Source organism: Ensifer adhaerens, from assembly GCF_028993555.1.
Taxonomy (GTDB): Bacteria; Pseudomonadota; Alphaproteobacteria; order Rhizobiales; family Rhizobiaceae; genus Ensifer; species Ensifer adhaerens_I.
Genome location: NZ_CP118610.1, coordinates 2,232,097 through 2,244,098 on the forward strand (window position 1 = coordinate 2,232,097; position 12,002 = coordinate 2,244,098).

Sequence of the window (12,002 nt, forward strand, 5' to 3'; positions counted from 1 at the left end):
CGCACGGAGGGAGATGATTCGCGATGTGGAGGGCGTTTGCCGTTTTTTACTGCCTGTTGGCAACGTTCGGCGCGGTGCTCGGCGGCTACGTGCTGGCGTCCCGTCCAGTGTGGACGTCGGCCATCGGCCTTAGCCTTGCCTCCGTAGCCTTCGTGATGGTGTTGTTGACCGCCGTCGGGCTCGTCGCCTACGCCTTCAAGCTGAATGCCCCGCCCTATGGGCTCTGGCGGCCACTGAGCTGGATCATCGGGGTCTATCAGCTGCTGGTGTCGTTGCTCAGCGTCGTGCGGTTCGCACAGATGTACTCCGCCGTCCCGGCTGGAAGCGACGTTGGCGTCACGAACCTCATCTGGCTGGTGCTCGGCCTCGCCCTCAATTATTTCAGCTGGCTCGGCGTCTGGCGCCATGGGCAGCGTATGGCGCAGCAACCGGCACCAGCGGGCTAGACCGTATGTTCGTGGGCTGAAGGTGGCCCGCCCCCACGATAAGCTGAATTCGGGGGTTGCTCTGGATAGGCCGGAGCCGAGCCCCACGCTTAAGCGAGGGCGAACCATGAAAGACGATAGCGTAATTTTCATCGGCTTGGATACGTCCAAGTTGAAGCTTTCAGTGGCCATTGCGGAAGGAGAACGCAACGGCGAGGTCCGGTTTTTAGGCGACATCTCTTCCGAACCGGCGTCTGTGGAATCGCTGGTCAACAAGCTATCCAAGCGCGGAGCCAAGCTTCACTTCTGCTATGAGGCTGGTCCCACGGGTTACGGCCTTTACCGTCAAATTGTCGAGCTGGGGCATGACTGCGTGGTGGTGGCACCGTCGCTGGTGCCCAAGCGAGCGGGCGACCGGGTGAAGACCAACCGCCGGGATGCTGTCAGCCTGGCGCGCTTGCACCGCGCGGGCGAGCTGACCGCGGTCTGGGTTCCAGATGAAGCTCATGAGGCGATCCGCGACCTGGTGCGGGCTCGCGAGGCAGCCAGCGATGCGCTGAAACAGGCGCGCCAGCAACTTCAGTCTTTCTTGTTGCGTCATGGCCGGATCTATACCGGCCGCAAACCATGGACGCGCGCCCATATAAGTTGGCTGACGCGCCAGGCCTTCGATCATCCCGCCCACCACATCCTGTTGGCGGAATATTGCCAGGCCATCGAGGATGCCAGCGTCCGTCTGGACCGGCTGACCCAGCTGGTGGTGGAGACCGCGGCATCCTGGTCGATGGCCCCGGTTGTGGCCGCCTACCAAGCGATGCGCGGCGTTGCATTCATGACGGCGGTCACCTTTGTCGTCGAAATCGGCGATGTCAGGCGCTTTGATAATCCCCGTCAGTTAATGGCGTATCTTGGTCTTGTGCCGTCGGAAAGCTCGACGGGCGAACGGGTCAAGCGTGGTGGGATCACCAAGGCAGGCAACACAAGGGTGCGTCGGGTCCTCATAGAAGGCGCCTGGACATATCGCTTCCCTGCACGTGTAAGCCCGACGATCCAAGCGCGGCTTGACGGATTACCAAGGACCGTTCGAGAAATTGCCTGGCAAGGCCAAGTGCGGCTTTGCGCGCGCTATCGCAAGCTGATGGCAGCAGGCAAGCCGAAGGTCGTCGCGGTTACCGCCATTGCCCGGGAGATGGCAGCTTTTCTTTGGGCGATTGGACAGGAGGTCGCTCCCACAGCAAAAATCTAAAGCCTATCGTCGGTGCAAAGCGCGACAAACAGTGAGAAGCGAAACATCTGCAGTTGAACAAAGATGGAGACAGGGTTCCGGTGGGGAACCCTCGTCATCTCTATGTGGCGGATAAAATCCATGCCCGACGTTAGATAGAGGCAGCTCCAGACGAACACACGGAAATGCGGTACCCAGCCCGCGCATAAGAGTATGCCAGCCGTCGTCAAAATGCCCTGTCTCCTCCTTTGTTCAACAGCTTCACGCATGTGCTTTCGTCGTCAAAGCCGGAAGGAAAAGTCATGACCAAAGAGCTTGCATACGAACATAAGAGTATGCCAGCCGTCGTCAAAATGCCCTGTCTCCTCCTTTGTTCAACAGCTTCACGCATGTGCTTTCGTCGTCAAAGCCGGAAGGAAAAGTCATGACCAAAGAGCTTGCATACGAACATAAGAGAGATGGGCTTGTCAGGAACTGACACGGGGTGCAGCGCATCTCCCGGCAAGATCTCGCTGCCCCAGAGAGCGGGTAGAGCCCTGTCAATCGGAGGCGCGCGTCGCGATGTGGAAGGCGTTTGCCGTTCTATACGGGCTGATTTTCATTTTTCTTCCGTCATTGGCCTTTGTCAGCCTGCCACCTGAAATCGCACGCCAGCTGTCGTCGGCCGACCGCGGGCTGCTCCATGTAGGCCTGTTGGTGGAATTTGCGGTCACGATAGGCCTCTTTGCCTATGCCTTCGACCTGAAGATCCCTCCCTTTTCACTGTGGCGGCCATTCAGCTGGCTGATCGCCGGCTGGTTTCTCTACACATCACTCGCCGAGGGCTGGGACTTCGTTGCGCTCTTCGTAGCACCTCAACCCGCAGACGAAAGCCTGCTTTCGGGGTTCCTTGGTTTGCTGGTCGTGCTTCTGCTCAACTACTTCGGCTGGTTGGGTGTCTGGCGCTATGCTGGCCGTCTGAGACAGCAATCCGCCGTCATGAGCTAGCAGCAGGCCGCCTGCGGGAAAGGCCCATCCGGGCCACCATACAGAGAGACCCCTGCCGGCGGAAAGGAGGCGATCCCAGCGCCTGGCGCGGTCGGTGATGCGGCGCGCCGTGTAATGGACAAGCTGCCTGCCGCCACCCCAAGATGGCAGCCTCTGCACCCTGGGAGACGATTCGCGATGTGGAAGGCCTTTGCGATTCTTTATGTGTTCGGCTTGGCTTTCGGCCTGGTCATCGCCGCAACCCTCATGTTGGGCGCCTGGGAAGAGATGGCGTTGGCCGCCAAGATCCTTGGCGGCGTGAGCACAGCCATGGCGACGCTGACGGCAATCGGCCTCGTCGCCTATGCCTTCAACCTGCACGTCCCTGCCTTCGGTCTCTGGCGGCCCTACAGCTGGCTTCTGGGCATCCTTCTCGGTGGCCTGTCGGTGATCGGCGTCGTGCGATTTGTCGCTCAGTTCGAAAGGGGCGACGATCTCATCAGCCTGCTCTGGCTTTCGCTGTCGCTTCTCGTCAACTACTTCAGCTGGCTCGGCATCTGGCGTTATGGTCGCCGCACAACGGCCAGCGCCGGTTAGAGCAGCGAAGCGGGCCATGCCCGTCCACCGCCACAGGGAAGTCATGCTCAACCTCATCCTCTACAGCGACCAGATCCACCCCGACTGTTCGGCGATCGACTTGAGGCTCGTGGAGTTGCTGAGAGAGCGCGACGCGGGCAATCGCATCGCCTATATCGCCTCTGGCCCGGAGCCGGACCGCAGCTTCTACCTGGCCGCCCGGTCCTATTACGGCCGATACGGCCTCGACCTCGCGCTGTTCTTCGATCTCGACCGGCCGCAGTCGGAAGACGATATCGCCGCGCTCTTTGCATGCGCCGCCATTCACCTGTCAGGCGGCCATACCGGCAGCTTTCTCGAGCGGCTGAAGTGCAGCGGCATGCTCGCACCGCTGCGCGACTTCGCGCTCTCCGGCAGCGTGCTGATCGGCGTCAGCGCCGGCTCCATCCTGATGGGGCCGACGATAGCAACCGATGCGCCCTTCATCGGCCTGAAGCCGGAGGAGATCACCGACGGCGATGCGCTCGATCTGCTGCCCTTCGAGTTCTTCCCACATCTGAGCGACGAAGAGAGCTACTTGCCCGCGCTCATGCGCTACAGCACCCAGACGACGAGCCCGATCCTTGCCTGCAACGACAGCGACGGTGTCGTCGTCACGGGCAGCCGGATTGAATGCCTGGGAAACCCAGTCTGGCTTTCGGGCGGAGCCGTAACGACGCCGTACGAGATCGAGCTCGACGGTTTTTCAATCGTGCAGATGTGACGGCGGCGCAGATGACGCTGCACGCCCCCAGGCCGCATCCCAACCTCGAAAGCACCATGCGATGAGGCAGCGCGCAGAATTGCAGACTATCCTCCAGAAGAGCCTGCTCCTGTCTCCGATCCTCGATCATTGGGGCCGGATTGCCCTGCCCAACGCCTTCCTGGTAGCTGGCGCGATCGCGCAAACCGTCTGGAACCATGCGTTCGGCTTGCCTGCCGCACATGGGATCGGCGACATCGATATCGCTTATTTCGATAGTGATGACCTCTCCGCAGAAACGGAGGCAGGGCATGCGACGCGGATCAGAGGCCTGTTTGGCGATTTGCCTGTCGCAATCGACGTCAAGAACGAGGCGCGCGTGCATCTCTGGTACGAGGAGAAATTCGGCGCGCCGCTTGAACCCTACGGTTCGAGCGAAGAGGCCATCGCCACGTTCCCAACTACGGCAACAGCCGTCGGCATCCGCCCGTCATCTAAAGGTCTCGATGTGTATGCGCCCTTCGGGCTGGATGACCTGCTGGCAGCCATCGTGCGCGCCAACAAAAAGCAGATTACACGCGAGATATACGAACGGAAGACGGATCGATGGAGCGCCCTTTGGCCTCAGTTGCAGATCGTGAGCTGGGATCAACAGCCGAACTAAATCAAGGCTGTCAGCCGGCAGCATTGGCTCACCGGACGGCAGGCGATTGCCCGAACCCTACATCGCCCCTGCCCGCGCGGCTTCGGCATGGCGCGTTACCCTCGCATCTGCCAGCAGCGGCGCCCGCGCAACCTTGCGCCGCCCGAAAAACGCTTCGCCCTCGGAGATGCCGACGTCGGCGAGACGCTCCGCATTGAGCTCACGCAGTTGCTGCAATTGCCGATACCGCGACCGCGGCGAGGCGACGAGATAGAGCCCGATTTCCCTGAACATGTCGAACATCCCTGTTCTGTTTCCAACCATGCCCACAGTCTGCGCCTCGACATTTCATAAAAGAAGCTTAGCATTCATATTCAAAGCATAAGAGAAACTTTGATATGAGCACACTCGATCTCGACTATCTCAAGACCTTCGCGCTGGTGGCCGAACTCGGCAGCTTCTCGGCCGCCGCCGAACGTCTGGGGCTCACCCAGCCGGCGATCAGCCTGCAGGTGCGTGCGCTCGAAAAACAGCTCGGCGTGCGCCTGGTCGAGCGCGTCGGCCGCACCGCAAGGCCGAGTGCGGCAGGCGAAGAATTGCTTCAGCATGCCGGCCGCATCGAGGCCGCGACGAACCAGGCGGTCGAAGCGGTGGCGCGCCACGCCAAGGGCGTTCTCGGCCGCGTGCGACTCGGCACCGGCGCCACCCCATGCGCCTTCTTGCTGCCGCCGCTTCTGGCCGATCTCAAGCGCCGCTTTCCCGACCTCGACATTACCGTGACAACGGGCAACAGCGCCGACATCGTCCGCGCCGTCGACGACAACCTGCTCGATATCGGCCTCGTCACCCTTCCCGTGACCGGCCGTATTTTCGACATCGAGCCGCTCTTTGACGAGCGCTTCGTCGCGATCGCCCCATTGGGAACCGAACTGCCCGAAAGCGTGACCGCACAAACCCTGGCGAAACATCCGATGATCTTTTACGAACCCGGCGCCAACACCCGCCGGATCACCGATGATTGGCTGCTATCGGGCGGCGCCGACGTCAGGCCGCTCATGTCGTTCGGCAGCGTCGATGCGATCAAGGAAATGGTCGCCGCCGGCCTTGGTGCAGCCCTCGTGCCCGAGATCGCGCTTCGCGCCGGGGATCGCGAGCGGCTGGAGGTGCGGCAGGTGTCGCCGCCGTTCGCCCGCCGTTCCGCCCTCGTGCTTCGCCGCGACAAGCGGCTCGATCGCGCGCTGCGCGAGACGCTCTCCGCCTTGAGGACGCTGGCGAATCTGGATGAAGACTAAAGAAGCCAACGCCTTGAAAGGGCGCGGGGGTGCTCCCGGCAGGGGTTAGAGATGCCGCACCTCAGCTGGCGTCTCACCCCAGTTGTCGTTGAGCCCGTCGCAATAGGTCACCGGCGCGGCCATCAGCTCGTCGATATCGACGTCGTCGAGGCAGGCGACGTTGATGTTGTAGTAGGTGTGGTTGGTCATGTTGGGCGCGTCGATCCGCTCGAATGGCCTGACGCCGCACTGGCTGCAGAAGAAGTGATGCGCGACCGGGTTGCGACCGCGATAATCCGTCAGCGCGTCCTCGCCCGCGACCAGGCGAAAGGCTTCGGGCCGGATCGCCACGCACCAGAGCCGCATCTTCACGCAGATCGTGCAATTGCACTTTTCCGTGCCGGCACTGATGTCGAGGTCCGCCTCGATGCGCACCGCACCGCAGTGACAGCTCCCCTTGTATGTCTTCAGCATCCGCCTCTCCCCGCCCTCCTTGTCAGCCGCGACTATGCCACCGGCCCCGCTGATTGAAAATCGTCGCCCCTCAACCGGCTTGCGAGATCGAGTAGGCGGAAATCGGGTGGGCGCTCGCGTTTCTCGGCAATACTCAAGGCGCCTCAACCTAAGAGGAGCCCAGTCCATGTCCATGCTTGAAAACAAGATCGCAATCGTCACCGGTGCCTCGTCCGGTATCGGTCGCGCAATCGCCGAACTGTTTGCCGCCGAAGGCGCCAAGGTGGTTCTCAACGCCCGCAGCGAAGCGCCGCTTCAAGCCGTCGTCGAGGCGATCCGTGGCAAGGGCGGCGAAGCGATCGCCGTCAGCGGCGACGTCACCGCGGAGGAGACCCATGTCCGGCTGGTGGAAACGGCCGTCAGCCGCTTCGGTGGCCTCGATGTCGCCGTCAACAATGCCGGCGCCGTACACGCCATGAAGCCGGTCGCCGAGATCACCGCTGTCGAATGGCAGCAATCGCTTGCCACCAACCTCACCTCCGCCTTCCTCGGCGCCCGTCACCAGATCCCGGCCATGCTTACCCGCGGCGGCGGCGCGCTGGTCTTTACCTCCACCTTCGTCGGCACCAGCGTCGGCATTCCCGGCATGGCCGCCTATGGCGCCCCGAAGGCCGGTCTGATGGGGCTGGTGAAGGGCATTACCGCCGACTATGGCGCCATGGGCATCCGCGCCAACGCGCTCCTTCCGGGCGGCGTCGATACGCCGGCCGGCGGTAGCAAGGAGAACAAGGAATGGGCCGCCGGCCTGCACGCGATGAAGCGCATCGCTCAGCCGGAAGAGATCGCCCAGGCCGCCCTTTTCCTATCGAGCCCGATGGCAAGCTTCGTGTCGGGGGCAGCACTCTTTGCCGATGGCGGCAATGCCGCGGTGAAGTGAGGGGCAGCGCGAACGCCGGGGGCAGTTCTCCAATTGCGGCCCCCGGTCAACCAACGAAGGGGCCCTGTCGCGCCAGAAACAATCATTGCGAGCATTGCCAAATTGCCTGATCTTCAGCCTTTGCAAACGTCAGGCTTCATCGCCGACGAGAGTCGAGCTTCAGTCGGCAAAGGCAGGGTTTTGCAAATGGCCTTCATCCCTTTCAAGGGCGCAAAAATCGCATTGCTCTTTCAGGGGCAATTGCTCGCCTATCAGCGCGATCACAAACCGGACATCCCCTTTCCCGGCATGTGGGATCTGCCTGGTGGTGGCCGGGAAGACGATGAAAGCCCGGTTGAGTGCGCGATCAGGGAGACCCGCGAGGAGTTCGATATCGCAATCGATCCAGAGTGGATCGTGTGGACGCGATATTATCCAGCGCTGATTACAACCGTTCCTGGAAGTTACTTCCTCGTCGGAAAGCTCGAAGATGGCTTCGGGCCCATAAGGTTTGGCGACGAAGGCCAGCAGTGGGCAATGATGTCGATCGCTGACTTCCTGGACCACCCGGACGTCGTCGAGAGTTTGAAGAGCAGATTGCGCGACTATCTGGTGGAAAACATTTGATTCGGATTCCGGCGCCAGCGGCAGGCACGCCAGCGCCTGCCGCTTCGGGTCGTCGCCGTGGCGACCGCCTCTAGACCGGGATCTCCGTCGTCTCCTTGCCGGTGCGGATGACGAACGCCGTGTAGTAGCGCGCGACATTGCTCTCTTCCTTGAAAAGCCGCTCGGTCAGCGCATCCAGTTCGTCCATGTCCTTCAGTCGCAGCATCAACATCGCGTCGGTCTCGCCGCTGACGCTATAGGCCTGGACCACGGCCGGCTCTTTTATCGCCATGTCGAGGAAGCGGCGGATATATTGCTCGCCATGGCGCTCGAGCTCGACCGTGATAATCGCCTTCATGGTGCGACCCGCCTTGGCGGGATTGAGCACCGCCACGATCCGGTCGATCACGCCGGCCTCATGCAGCCGCCTGATCCGGCGCAGGCAGCTTGACGGCGAAAGGCCGACTTCGGCCGCAAGCTCGGCATTGGTGCGCGAGGCATCCGCCTGCAGGAGCCTCAGAAGTTTCCTGTCGATCTTGTCCATGCCCACCCCCATTGCGACCCTTATGCAATTTTATTGCAAAGAAGTGCATATTTTGACCACAACTGCGAATGGCCTCGCGCTAGTCCTTGGACAACACCCCAAGGAGAGACCGCCATGACCGTTCTGATCATCCTCTACCGCAAGACGCTCGCCACCCTCGAAGTCTACTGGGATCTGGTTCGCATCATCGTTCCCGTCACCATCGTCACCCATGTGCTGCAGGAGCTCGGCGTCATCCGCGCGGTCGCACCCGCCTTCGAACCGCTGATGACCGTCGTCGGGCTGCCGCCCGAGCTTGCTTTTGCCTGGCTTACCGGCCTGCTCGTCGGCATCTGGGGCGCGGTGGTCGTGGTCTTTGCGCTGGTGCCGGTCTCGGAACTGACGACCGCCGACATGACGGTGTTTTCGGCGCTGATGCTGGTGGCACACGCCATCCCGATCGAGCAGCGCATCATCCAGAAGGCAGGCCCGGGCTTCCTCGTCACGGCCGCGATCCGGATCGGCGGCGGCCTGGTCTTTGCCGCCCTGCTGCACCAGACCTTCGCCTTCACGGGATGGCTTGCCACACCGCTCGCCCCAGCCTGGATACCGGTCAATGAGGGCACCGGTTGGCTCGCCTTCGCTTTCAGCACGCTGAAGACACTCGCCACCATGCTCGTCGTGCTGCTCGCCTTAAGCTGGACGATCGAGATCCTGAAGCTCATCGGTATTCTCAGCTGGCTGAACCGGGGCATGGCACCACTCTTCCGGCTTGCCGGTGTAAAGACGGAAACCGTGCCCTTTGCCGCCGTCGGCGTGCTGCTTGGCATCTCCTATGGCGGCGCGCTTTTGATCCGCGAGGCACGCGAAGCCAATGTCGAGCCGCGCCAGGTGTTCCTCGCCTGCGTCTTCATGGGCTTCGGCCATAGCCTGATCGAGGACACGCTGGTCGTCGTCGCGCTCGGAGCGGATTTCACCAGCGTCTTCTTCGGCCGCCTCGTCTTTGCCATCGTGGCAACGGCCATCGTCGCCCGGGTCGTCGTCTCGGCACCGGACGCCGTGTTCTTTCGCTCCTTCTTCCGCAAGGAAGGCGCCGAGCCTGCGCTGTCGGAGGCGTAGCGGTCAGCGCGAGGTCGCCCGGCTACTCCGCGGCGACCTCAGCAGCCACGTTTGTGGACGCCCCCATCCGCCCGAAGGCGGCGCGGTAGGCGGCGGGTGTGGTCGAAAGCTGCTGGCGGAAATGGTGGCGCAGCGTCTGGGTCGAGCCGAAGCCCGAAGCTTCGGCCACCTGCTCCATGCCGAGCGCGGTTTCCTCCAGCAATTGCCGGGCGCGCGAAAGCCGCTCGGACAGCAGCCAGCGCGCCGGCGTCGTGCCGGTCGCTGCCTCGAAGCGGCGCATGAAGGTGCGCTCGCTCATGCCGGCAGCTTTTGCCAATGCCGCGATCGAAAAGTCCTCGCCCAGCCGTTCGCGCATCCGGTCGAGTAAAGGCCCCAGCCGTGCGCTTTCATGCACATCCGGTACCGCCCGCTCGATGAACTGCGCCTGGCCGCCATCGCGGTGCGGCGGCACCACGAGGCGGCGGGCGACACGATTGGCCGCCTCGCTGCCGAAATCGCGGCGGATGAGATGCAGGCAGAGATCGATGCCGGCGGCACTGCCCGCCGAGGTCAGCACCTGCCCACTATCGACATAGAGCACATCGGGCACCACCTCGATGTCAGGGTAGAGTGCCTTCAGCTTGTCGGTATAGCGCCAGTGGGTCGTCGCCCTCAGGCCCGAAAGCAGGCCTGCCGCCGCCAGCACGAAGACGCCAGAGCAGATGGAAAGCACGCGCGCACCGCGCGCATGAGCATCCCGCAAAGCCTCGCAAACCGCTTCGGGCACCGGCTGGTCGGCGCCGCGCCAGCCGGGCACGATGATCGTCCCGGCCTGCCCCAAAAGCTCGATGCCACCATCGGCGACGAACCGCACGCCGCCGGTCGCCCTCAACTCCCCGGGATCCACAGAGGCGACGGCGAAGCGATACCACCCCTCGCCCATTTCCGGCCGCGGCAGGCCGAACATCTCGACGGCAACGCCGAACTCGAAGGTGCAGAGCCCGTCATAGGCGAGCGCCACGACGAGTGGGTTTTCAAGCGGATTGGCAGCGGATGATGACTTTGGCATGATCTTGAGGATATATGGCAATATTGCCAACTGCCAGCCCCCGCGAAGCGCTGCTACACATCTCCTCGTCAACCCGCACGAACCCGAGGAGATTCCCGATGAGCTATGTCACCGAAACCCCCGCCGCTTTCCCCGAGATCGCCATCGCCCACTTCGCCAAGCGCCTGAGCGTCGAAACCGATTGCGCCGACGTCGCCCATGCGCTGAAGAGCGGGGAGCAGGATTTCGTGCTTCTGCATGTGGTCGGCTCGGACACCGCCTATGCCCGCCGCCATGTGCCGGGTGCGATCCACCTGCCCCACCGCGAGATCAGCGCCGAGCGCATGGCCGAGTGGCCTGAAGATACGCTCTTCGTCCCCTACTGCGCCGGCCCGCATTGCAACGGCGCCGACCAGGCGGCGCTCAAGCTCGCCCGCCTCGGCCGCCCCGTGAAGATCATGATCGGCGGCATCACCGGCTGGGAAGACGAAGGCTTCGCCTTCGCCACTGGCGCGGCGCCCGGTGAAGCGCAGACCCTGCTCGCCGCTTGAGCGCCGGTCGGCGCGCACCGCGGCGCCTTGGCTCTAATCAAGGTCGCCACAGCACTTTGAACCGCGGGATATTTGTCCCAAAATGAAGTGCGGTCCAAGATATCCGCAGCAAGGCCGGCGTCTCCGCCGGCCTTCAGTAACCCACGCCTGACAGGTCACCCCTTTGCACGAGGTGTCGAGATGAATGCATCACCCCTCACCGTCCGCGCCTTCGAGCGCCGCGACGTGACCGATGTGCTGAGGCTGATGCGTGGCCTTGCAATCTTCGAAGGTTACATCGAGAAATTTTTCGTGACCGAATCGGATCTTATCGAGCACGGGCTTGGCGATAACCCGCGCTTCGGCGTGCTGGTCGCCGATCTCGGCGGTCGTGCGGTCGGCATCGCCGTACACTATGTCATCCCGTGGACCTACGACCTGAAGCCGACGCTGGTGCTGAAGGAACTTTTCGTCGATGAAACAGCACGTTCCGCCGGCGCAGGCGCCGCATTGATCGCAGCCTTGAAGCGCCACGCCGCCATGATCGGTGCGCCGCGTATCAACTGGACTGTGCTTGCGACCAACGACGCCGCCAAGCGCTTTTACCGACGCGAAGGCGGCAGCCACGATGCGATCTGGGAGCCCTGGACGATGCCAGTGGAGATCGCGGCAGATGGCTGCGAGAACGAGATGTCAGCCTGGCCAGGGGACGAAAAAGTGGCATCTAACCCCGGAAAAGCCTTTGTAACCCGCCTGGGCAGGCCATCGCGTGACCTTGCCTAGCTCGAATTGACTACTCAAATGCCCCTTAAATTCAATTGATTTCATTCCCCGCATTTGCCAAACTGTACCTGTAATTGCACACCGCAAACATACAATCCCCGGAAGAGTAGTGTGGTTGCGTTTTATTGCCGTGCAGTTGCTTTATTTATTTTTATTGCGCGCTTGAGCCTCCGTTCCCCGCGGAGGCTCAATTCATT

16 protein-coding genes are annotated in these 12,002 nt (G+C 62.5%); 12 read left to right on the forward strand and 4 right to left on the reverse strand.

Annotation, left to right across the window (positions count from 1 at the left end):
* Nucleotides 1–23: 23 nt before the first annotated feature.
* The 6 genes from PWG15_RS10920 to PWG15_RS10945 all read left to right on the forward strand — a co-directional run bounded on the left by PWG15_RS10920 (nucleotide 24) and on the right by PWG15_RS10945 (nucleotide 4,598).
* Complete coding sequence (locus tag PWG15_RS10920; protein WP_275019791.1) at nucleotides 24–446, forward strand: hypothetical protein; 423 nt, start codon at nucleotides 24–26, stop codon at nucleotides 444–446.
* 106 nt (nucleotides 447–552) lie between these two features.
* The gene (locus PWG15_RS10925) at nucleotides 553–1,671 is read left to right on the forward strand and encodes an IS110 family RNA-guided transposase (protein WP_275019792.1); all 1,119 of its coding nucleotides are present in this window, start codon (nucleotides 553–555) and stop codon (nucleotides 1,669–1,671) included.
* Between the two features lie 540 nt (nucleotides 1,672–2,211).
* Nucleotides 2,212–2,637, forward strand: coding sequence for a hypothetical protein (locus PWG15_RS10930; RefSeq protein ID WP_275019793.1), 426 nt, complete (start codon nucleotides 2,212–2,214; stop codon nucleotides 2,635–2,637).
* Nucleotides 2,638–2,814: 177 nt separating this feature from the next.
* The gene (locus PWG15_RS10935; RefSeq protein WP_275019794.1) at nucleotides 2,815–3,213 is read left to right on the forward strand and encodes a hypothetical protein; all 399 of its coding nucleotides are present in this window, start codon (nucleotides 2,815–2,817) and stop codon (nucleotides 3,211–3,213) included.
* Nucleotides 3,214–3,229: 16 nt separating this feature from the next.
* Nucleotides 3,230–3,955, forward strand: coding sequence for a Type 1 glutamine amidotransferase-like domain-containing protein (locus PWG15_RS10940; RefSeq protein ID WP_275019795.1), 726 nt, complete (start codon nucleotides 3,230–3,232; stop codon nucleotides 3,953–3,955).
* Nucleotides 3,956–4,016: 61 nt separating this feature from the next.
* Nucleotides 4,017–4,598: a nucleotidyltransferase family protein gene (locus PWG15_RS10945; protein WP_275019796.1), complete on the forward strand. Its 582-nt coding sequence runs from the start codon at nucleotides 4,017–4,019 to the stop codon at nucleotides 4,596–4,598.
* Nucleotides 4,599–4,655: 57 nt separating this feature from the next.
* Here the strand turns inward: PWG15_RS10945 and PWG15_RS10950 are convergent, their stop codons facing one another.
* A complete protein-coding gene (locus tag PWG15_RS10950) occupies nucleotides 4,656–4,871 on the reverse strand; it encodes a YjiS-like domain-containing protein (protein WP_275019798.1) in 216 nt (71 codons plus the stop codon).
* 104 nt (nucleotides 4,872–4,975) lie between these two features.
* On the opposite strand from PWG15_RS10950, the gene PWG15_RS10955 reads away from it, so the two are divergent.
* Entirely contained in the window at nucleotides 4,976–5,869 is an 894-nt protein-coding gene (locus PWG15_RS10955) for a LysR family transcriptional regulator (protein WP_275019799.1), read from the forward strand.
* Nucleotides 5,870–5,914: 45 nt separating this feature from the next.
* Here PWG15_RS10955 and PWG15_RS10960 read toward each other — a convergent pair whose 3' ends face one another.
* On the reverse strand, nucleotides 5,915–6,322 hold the full coding sequence (locus tag PWG15_RS10960; RefSeq protein ID WP_275019800.1) for a GFA family protein: 408 nt from the start codon (nucleotides 6,320–6,322) through the stop codon (nucleotides 5,915–5,917).
* Between the two features lie 166 nt (nucleotides 6,323–6,488).
* Here PWG15_RS10960 and PWG15_RS10965 point away from each other — a divergent pair, with 166 nt between their 5' ends.
* Nucleotides 6,489–7,238 carry an SDR family oxidoreductase gene (locus tag PWG15_RS10965; RefSeq protein WP_275019801.1) on the forward strand — a complete coding sequence of 250 codons (750 nt, stop codon included), beginning with the start codon at nucleotides 6,489–6,491 and terminating at the stop codon, nucleotides 7,236–7,238.
* Between the two features lie 102 nt (nucleotides 7,239–7,340).
* The gene (locus PWG15_RS10970) at nucleotides 7,341–7,844 is read left to right on the forward strand and encodes an NUDIX hydrolase (protein ID WP_275019802.1); all 504 of its coding nucleotides are present in this window, start codon (nucleotides 7,341–7,343) and stop codon (nucleotides 7,842–7,844) included.
* A 70-nt stretch (nucleotides 7,845–7,914) separates the two neighbouring features.
* Here the strand turns inward: PWG15_RS10970 and PWG15_RS10975 are convergent, their stop codons facing one another.
* Nucleotides 7,915–8,367, reverse strand: a complete 453-nt coding sequence (locus PWG15_RS10975; protein ID WP_275019803.1) for an Lrp/AsnC family transcriptional regulator — start codon at nucleotides 8,365–8,367, stop codon at nucleotides 7,915–7,917.
* A 114-nt stretch (nucleotides 8,368–8,481) separates the two neighbouring features.
* Here PWG15_RS10975 and PWG15_RS10980 point away from each other — a divergent pair, with 114 nt between their 5' ends.
* Complete coding sequence (locus tag PWG15_RS10980) at nucleotides 8,482–9,465, forward strand: nucleoside recognition domain-containing protein (protein WP_275019804.1); 984 nt, start codon at nucleotides 8,482–8,484, stop codon at nucleotides 9,463–9,465.
* A gap of 22 nt (nucleotides 9,466–9,487) precedes the next feature.
* On the opposite strand, the gene ftrA is transcribed toward PWG15_RS10980, so the two are convergent.
* On the reverse strand, nucleotides 9,488–10,513 hold the full coding sequence (ftrA, locus tag PWG15_RS10985) for a transcriptional regulator FtrA (RefSeq protein WP_425536755.1): 1,026 nt from the start codon (nucleotides 10,511–10,513) through the stop codon (nucleotides 9,488–9,490).
* A 98-nt stretch (nucleotides 10,514–10,611) separates the two neighbouring features.
* On the opposite strand from ftrA, the gene PWG15_RS10990 reads away from it, so the two are divergent.
* Together PWG15_RS10990 and PWG15_RS10995 are read left to right on the forward strand one after the other, a co-directional pair.
* On the forward strand, nucleotides 10,612–11,043 hold the full coding sequence (locus PWG15_RS10990; RefSeq protein WP_275019805.1) for a rhodanese-like domain-containing protein: 432 nt from the start codon (nucleotides 10,612–10,614) through the stop codon (nucleotides 11,041–11,043).
* A gap of 180 nt (nucleotides 11,044–11,223) precedes the next feature.
* Complete coding sequence (locus PWG15_RS10995; protein WP_275019806.1) at nucleotides 11,224–11,805, forward strand: GNAT family N-acetyltransferase; 582 nt, start codon at nucleotides 11,224–11,226, stop codon at nucleotides 11,803–11,805.
* Nucleotides 11,806–12,002 lie beyond the last annotated feature (197 nt).

Excerpts from the sequence above, each read along its gene's own strand:
- PWG15_RS10920 (WP_275019791.1), top strand. The coding sequence starts at position 24 with ATGTGGAGGGCGTTTGCCGTTTTTTACTGCCTGTTGGCAACGTTCGGC.
- PWG15_RS10925 (WP_275019792.1), top strand. The coding sequence starts at position 553 with ATGAAAGACGATAGCGTAATTTTCATCGGCTTGGATACGTCCAAGTTG.
- PWG15_RS10930 (WP_275019793.1), top strand. The coding sequence starts at position 2,212 with ATGTGGAAGGCGTTTGCCGTTCTATACGGGCTGATTTTCATTTTTCTT.
- PWG15_RS10935 (WP_275019794.1), top strand. The coding sequence starts at position 2,815 with ATGTGGAAGGCCTTTGCGATTCTTTATGTGTTCGGCTTGGCTTTCGGC.
- PWG15_RS10940 (WP_275019795.1), top strand. The coding sequence starts at position 3,230 with ATGCCCGTCCACCGCCACAGGGAAGTCATGCTCAACCTCATCCTCTAC.
- PWG15_RS10945 (WP_275019796.1), top strand. The coding sequence starts at position 4,017 with ATGAGGCAGCGCGCAGAATTGCAGACTATCCTCCAGAAGAGCCTGCTC.
- PWG15_RS10950 (WP_275019798.1), bottom strand. The coding sequence starts at position 4,871 with ATGTTCAGGGAAATCGGGCTCTATCTCGTCGCCTCGCCGCGGTCGCGG.
- PWG15_RS10955 (WP_275019799.1), top strand. The coding sequence starts at position 4,976 with ATGAGCACACTCGATCTCGACTATCTCAAGACCTTCGCGCTGGTGGCC.
- PWG15_RS10960 (WP_275019800.1), bottom strand. The coding sequence starts at position 6,322 with ATGCTGAAGACATACAAGGGGAGCTGTCACTGCGGTGCGGTGCGCATC.
- PWG15_RS10965 (WP_275019801.1), top strand. The coding sequence starts at position 6,489 with ATGTCCATGCTTGAAAACAAGATCGCAATCGTCACCGGTGCCTCGTCC.
- PWG15_RS10975 (WP_275019803.1), bottom strand. The coding sequence starts at position 8,367 with ATGGACAAGATCGACAGGAAACTTCTGAGGCTCCTGCAGGCGGATGCC.
- PWG15_RS10980 (WP_275019804.1), top strand. The coding sequence starts at position 8,482 with ATGACCGTTCTGATCATCCTCTACCGCAAGACGCTCGCCACCCTCGAA.
- ftrA (WP_425536755.1), bottom strand. The coding sequence starts at position 10,513 with ATGCCAAAGTCATCATCCGCTGCCAATCCGCTTGAAAACCCACTCGTC.
- PWG15_RS10990 (WP_275019805.1), top strand. The coding sequence starts at position 10,612 with ATGAGCTATGTCACCGAAACCCCCGCCGCTTTCCCCGAGATCGCCATC.
- PWG15_RS10995 (WP_275019806.1), top strand. The coding sequence starts at position 11,224 with ATGAATGCATCACCCCTCACCGTCCGCGCCTTCGAGCGCCGCGACGTG.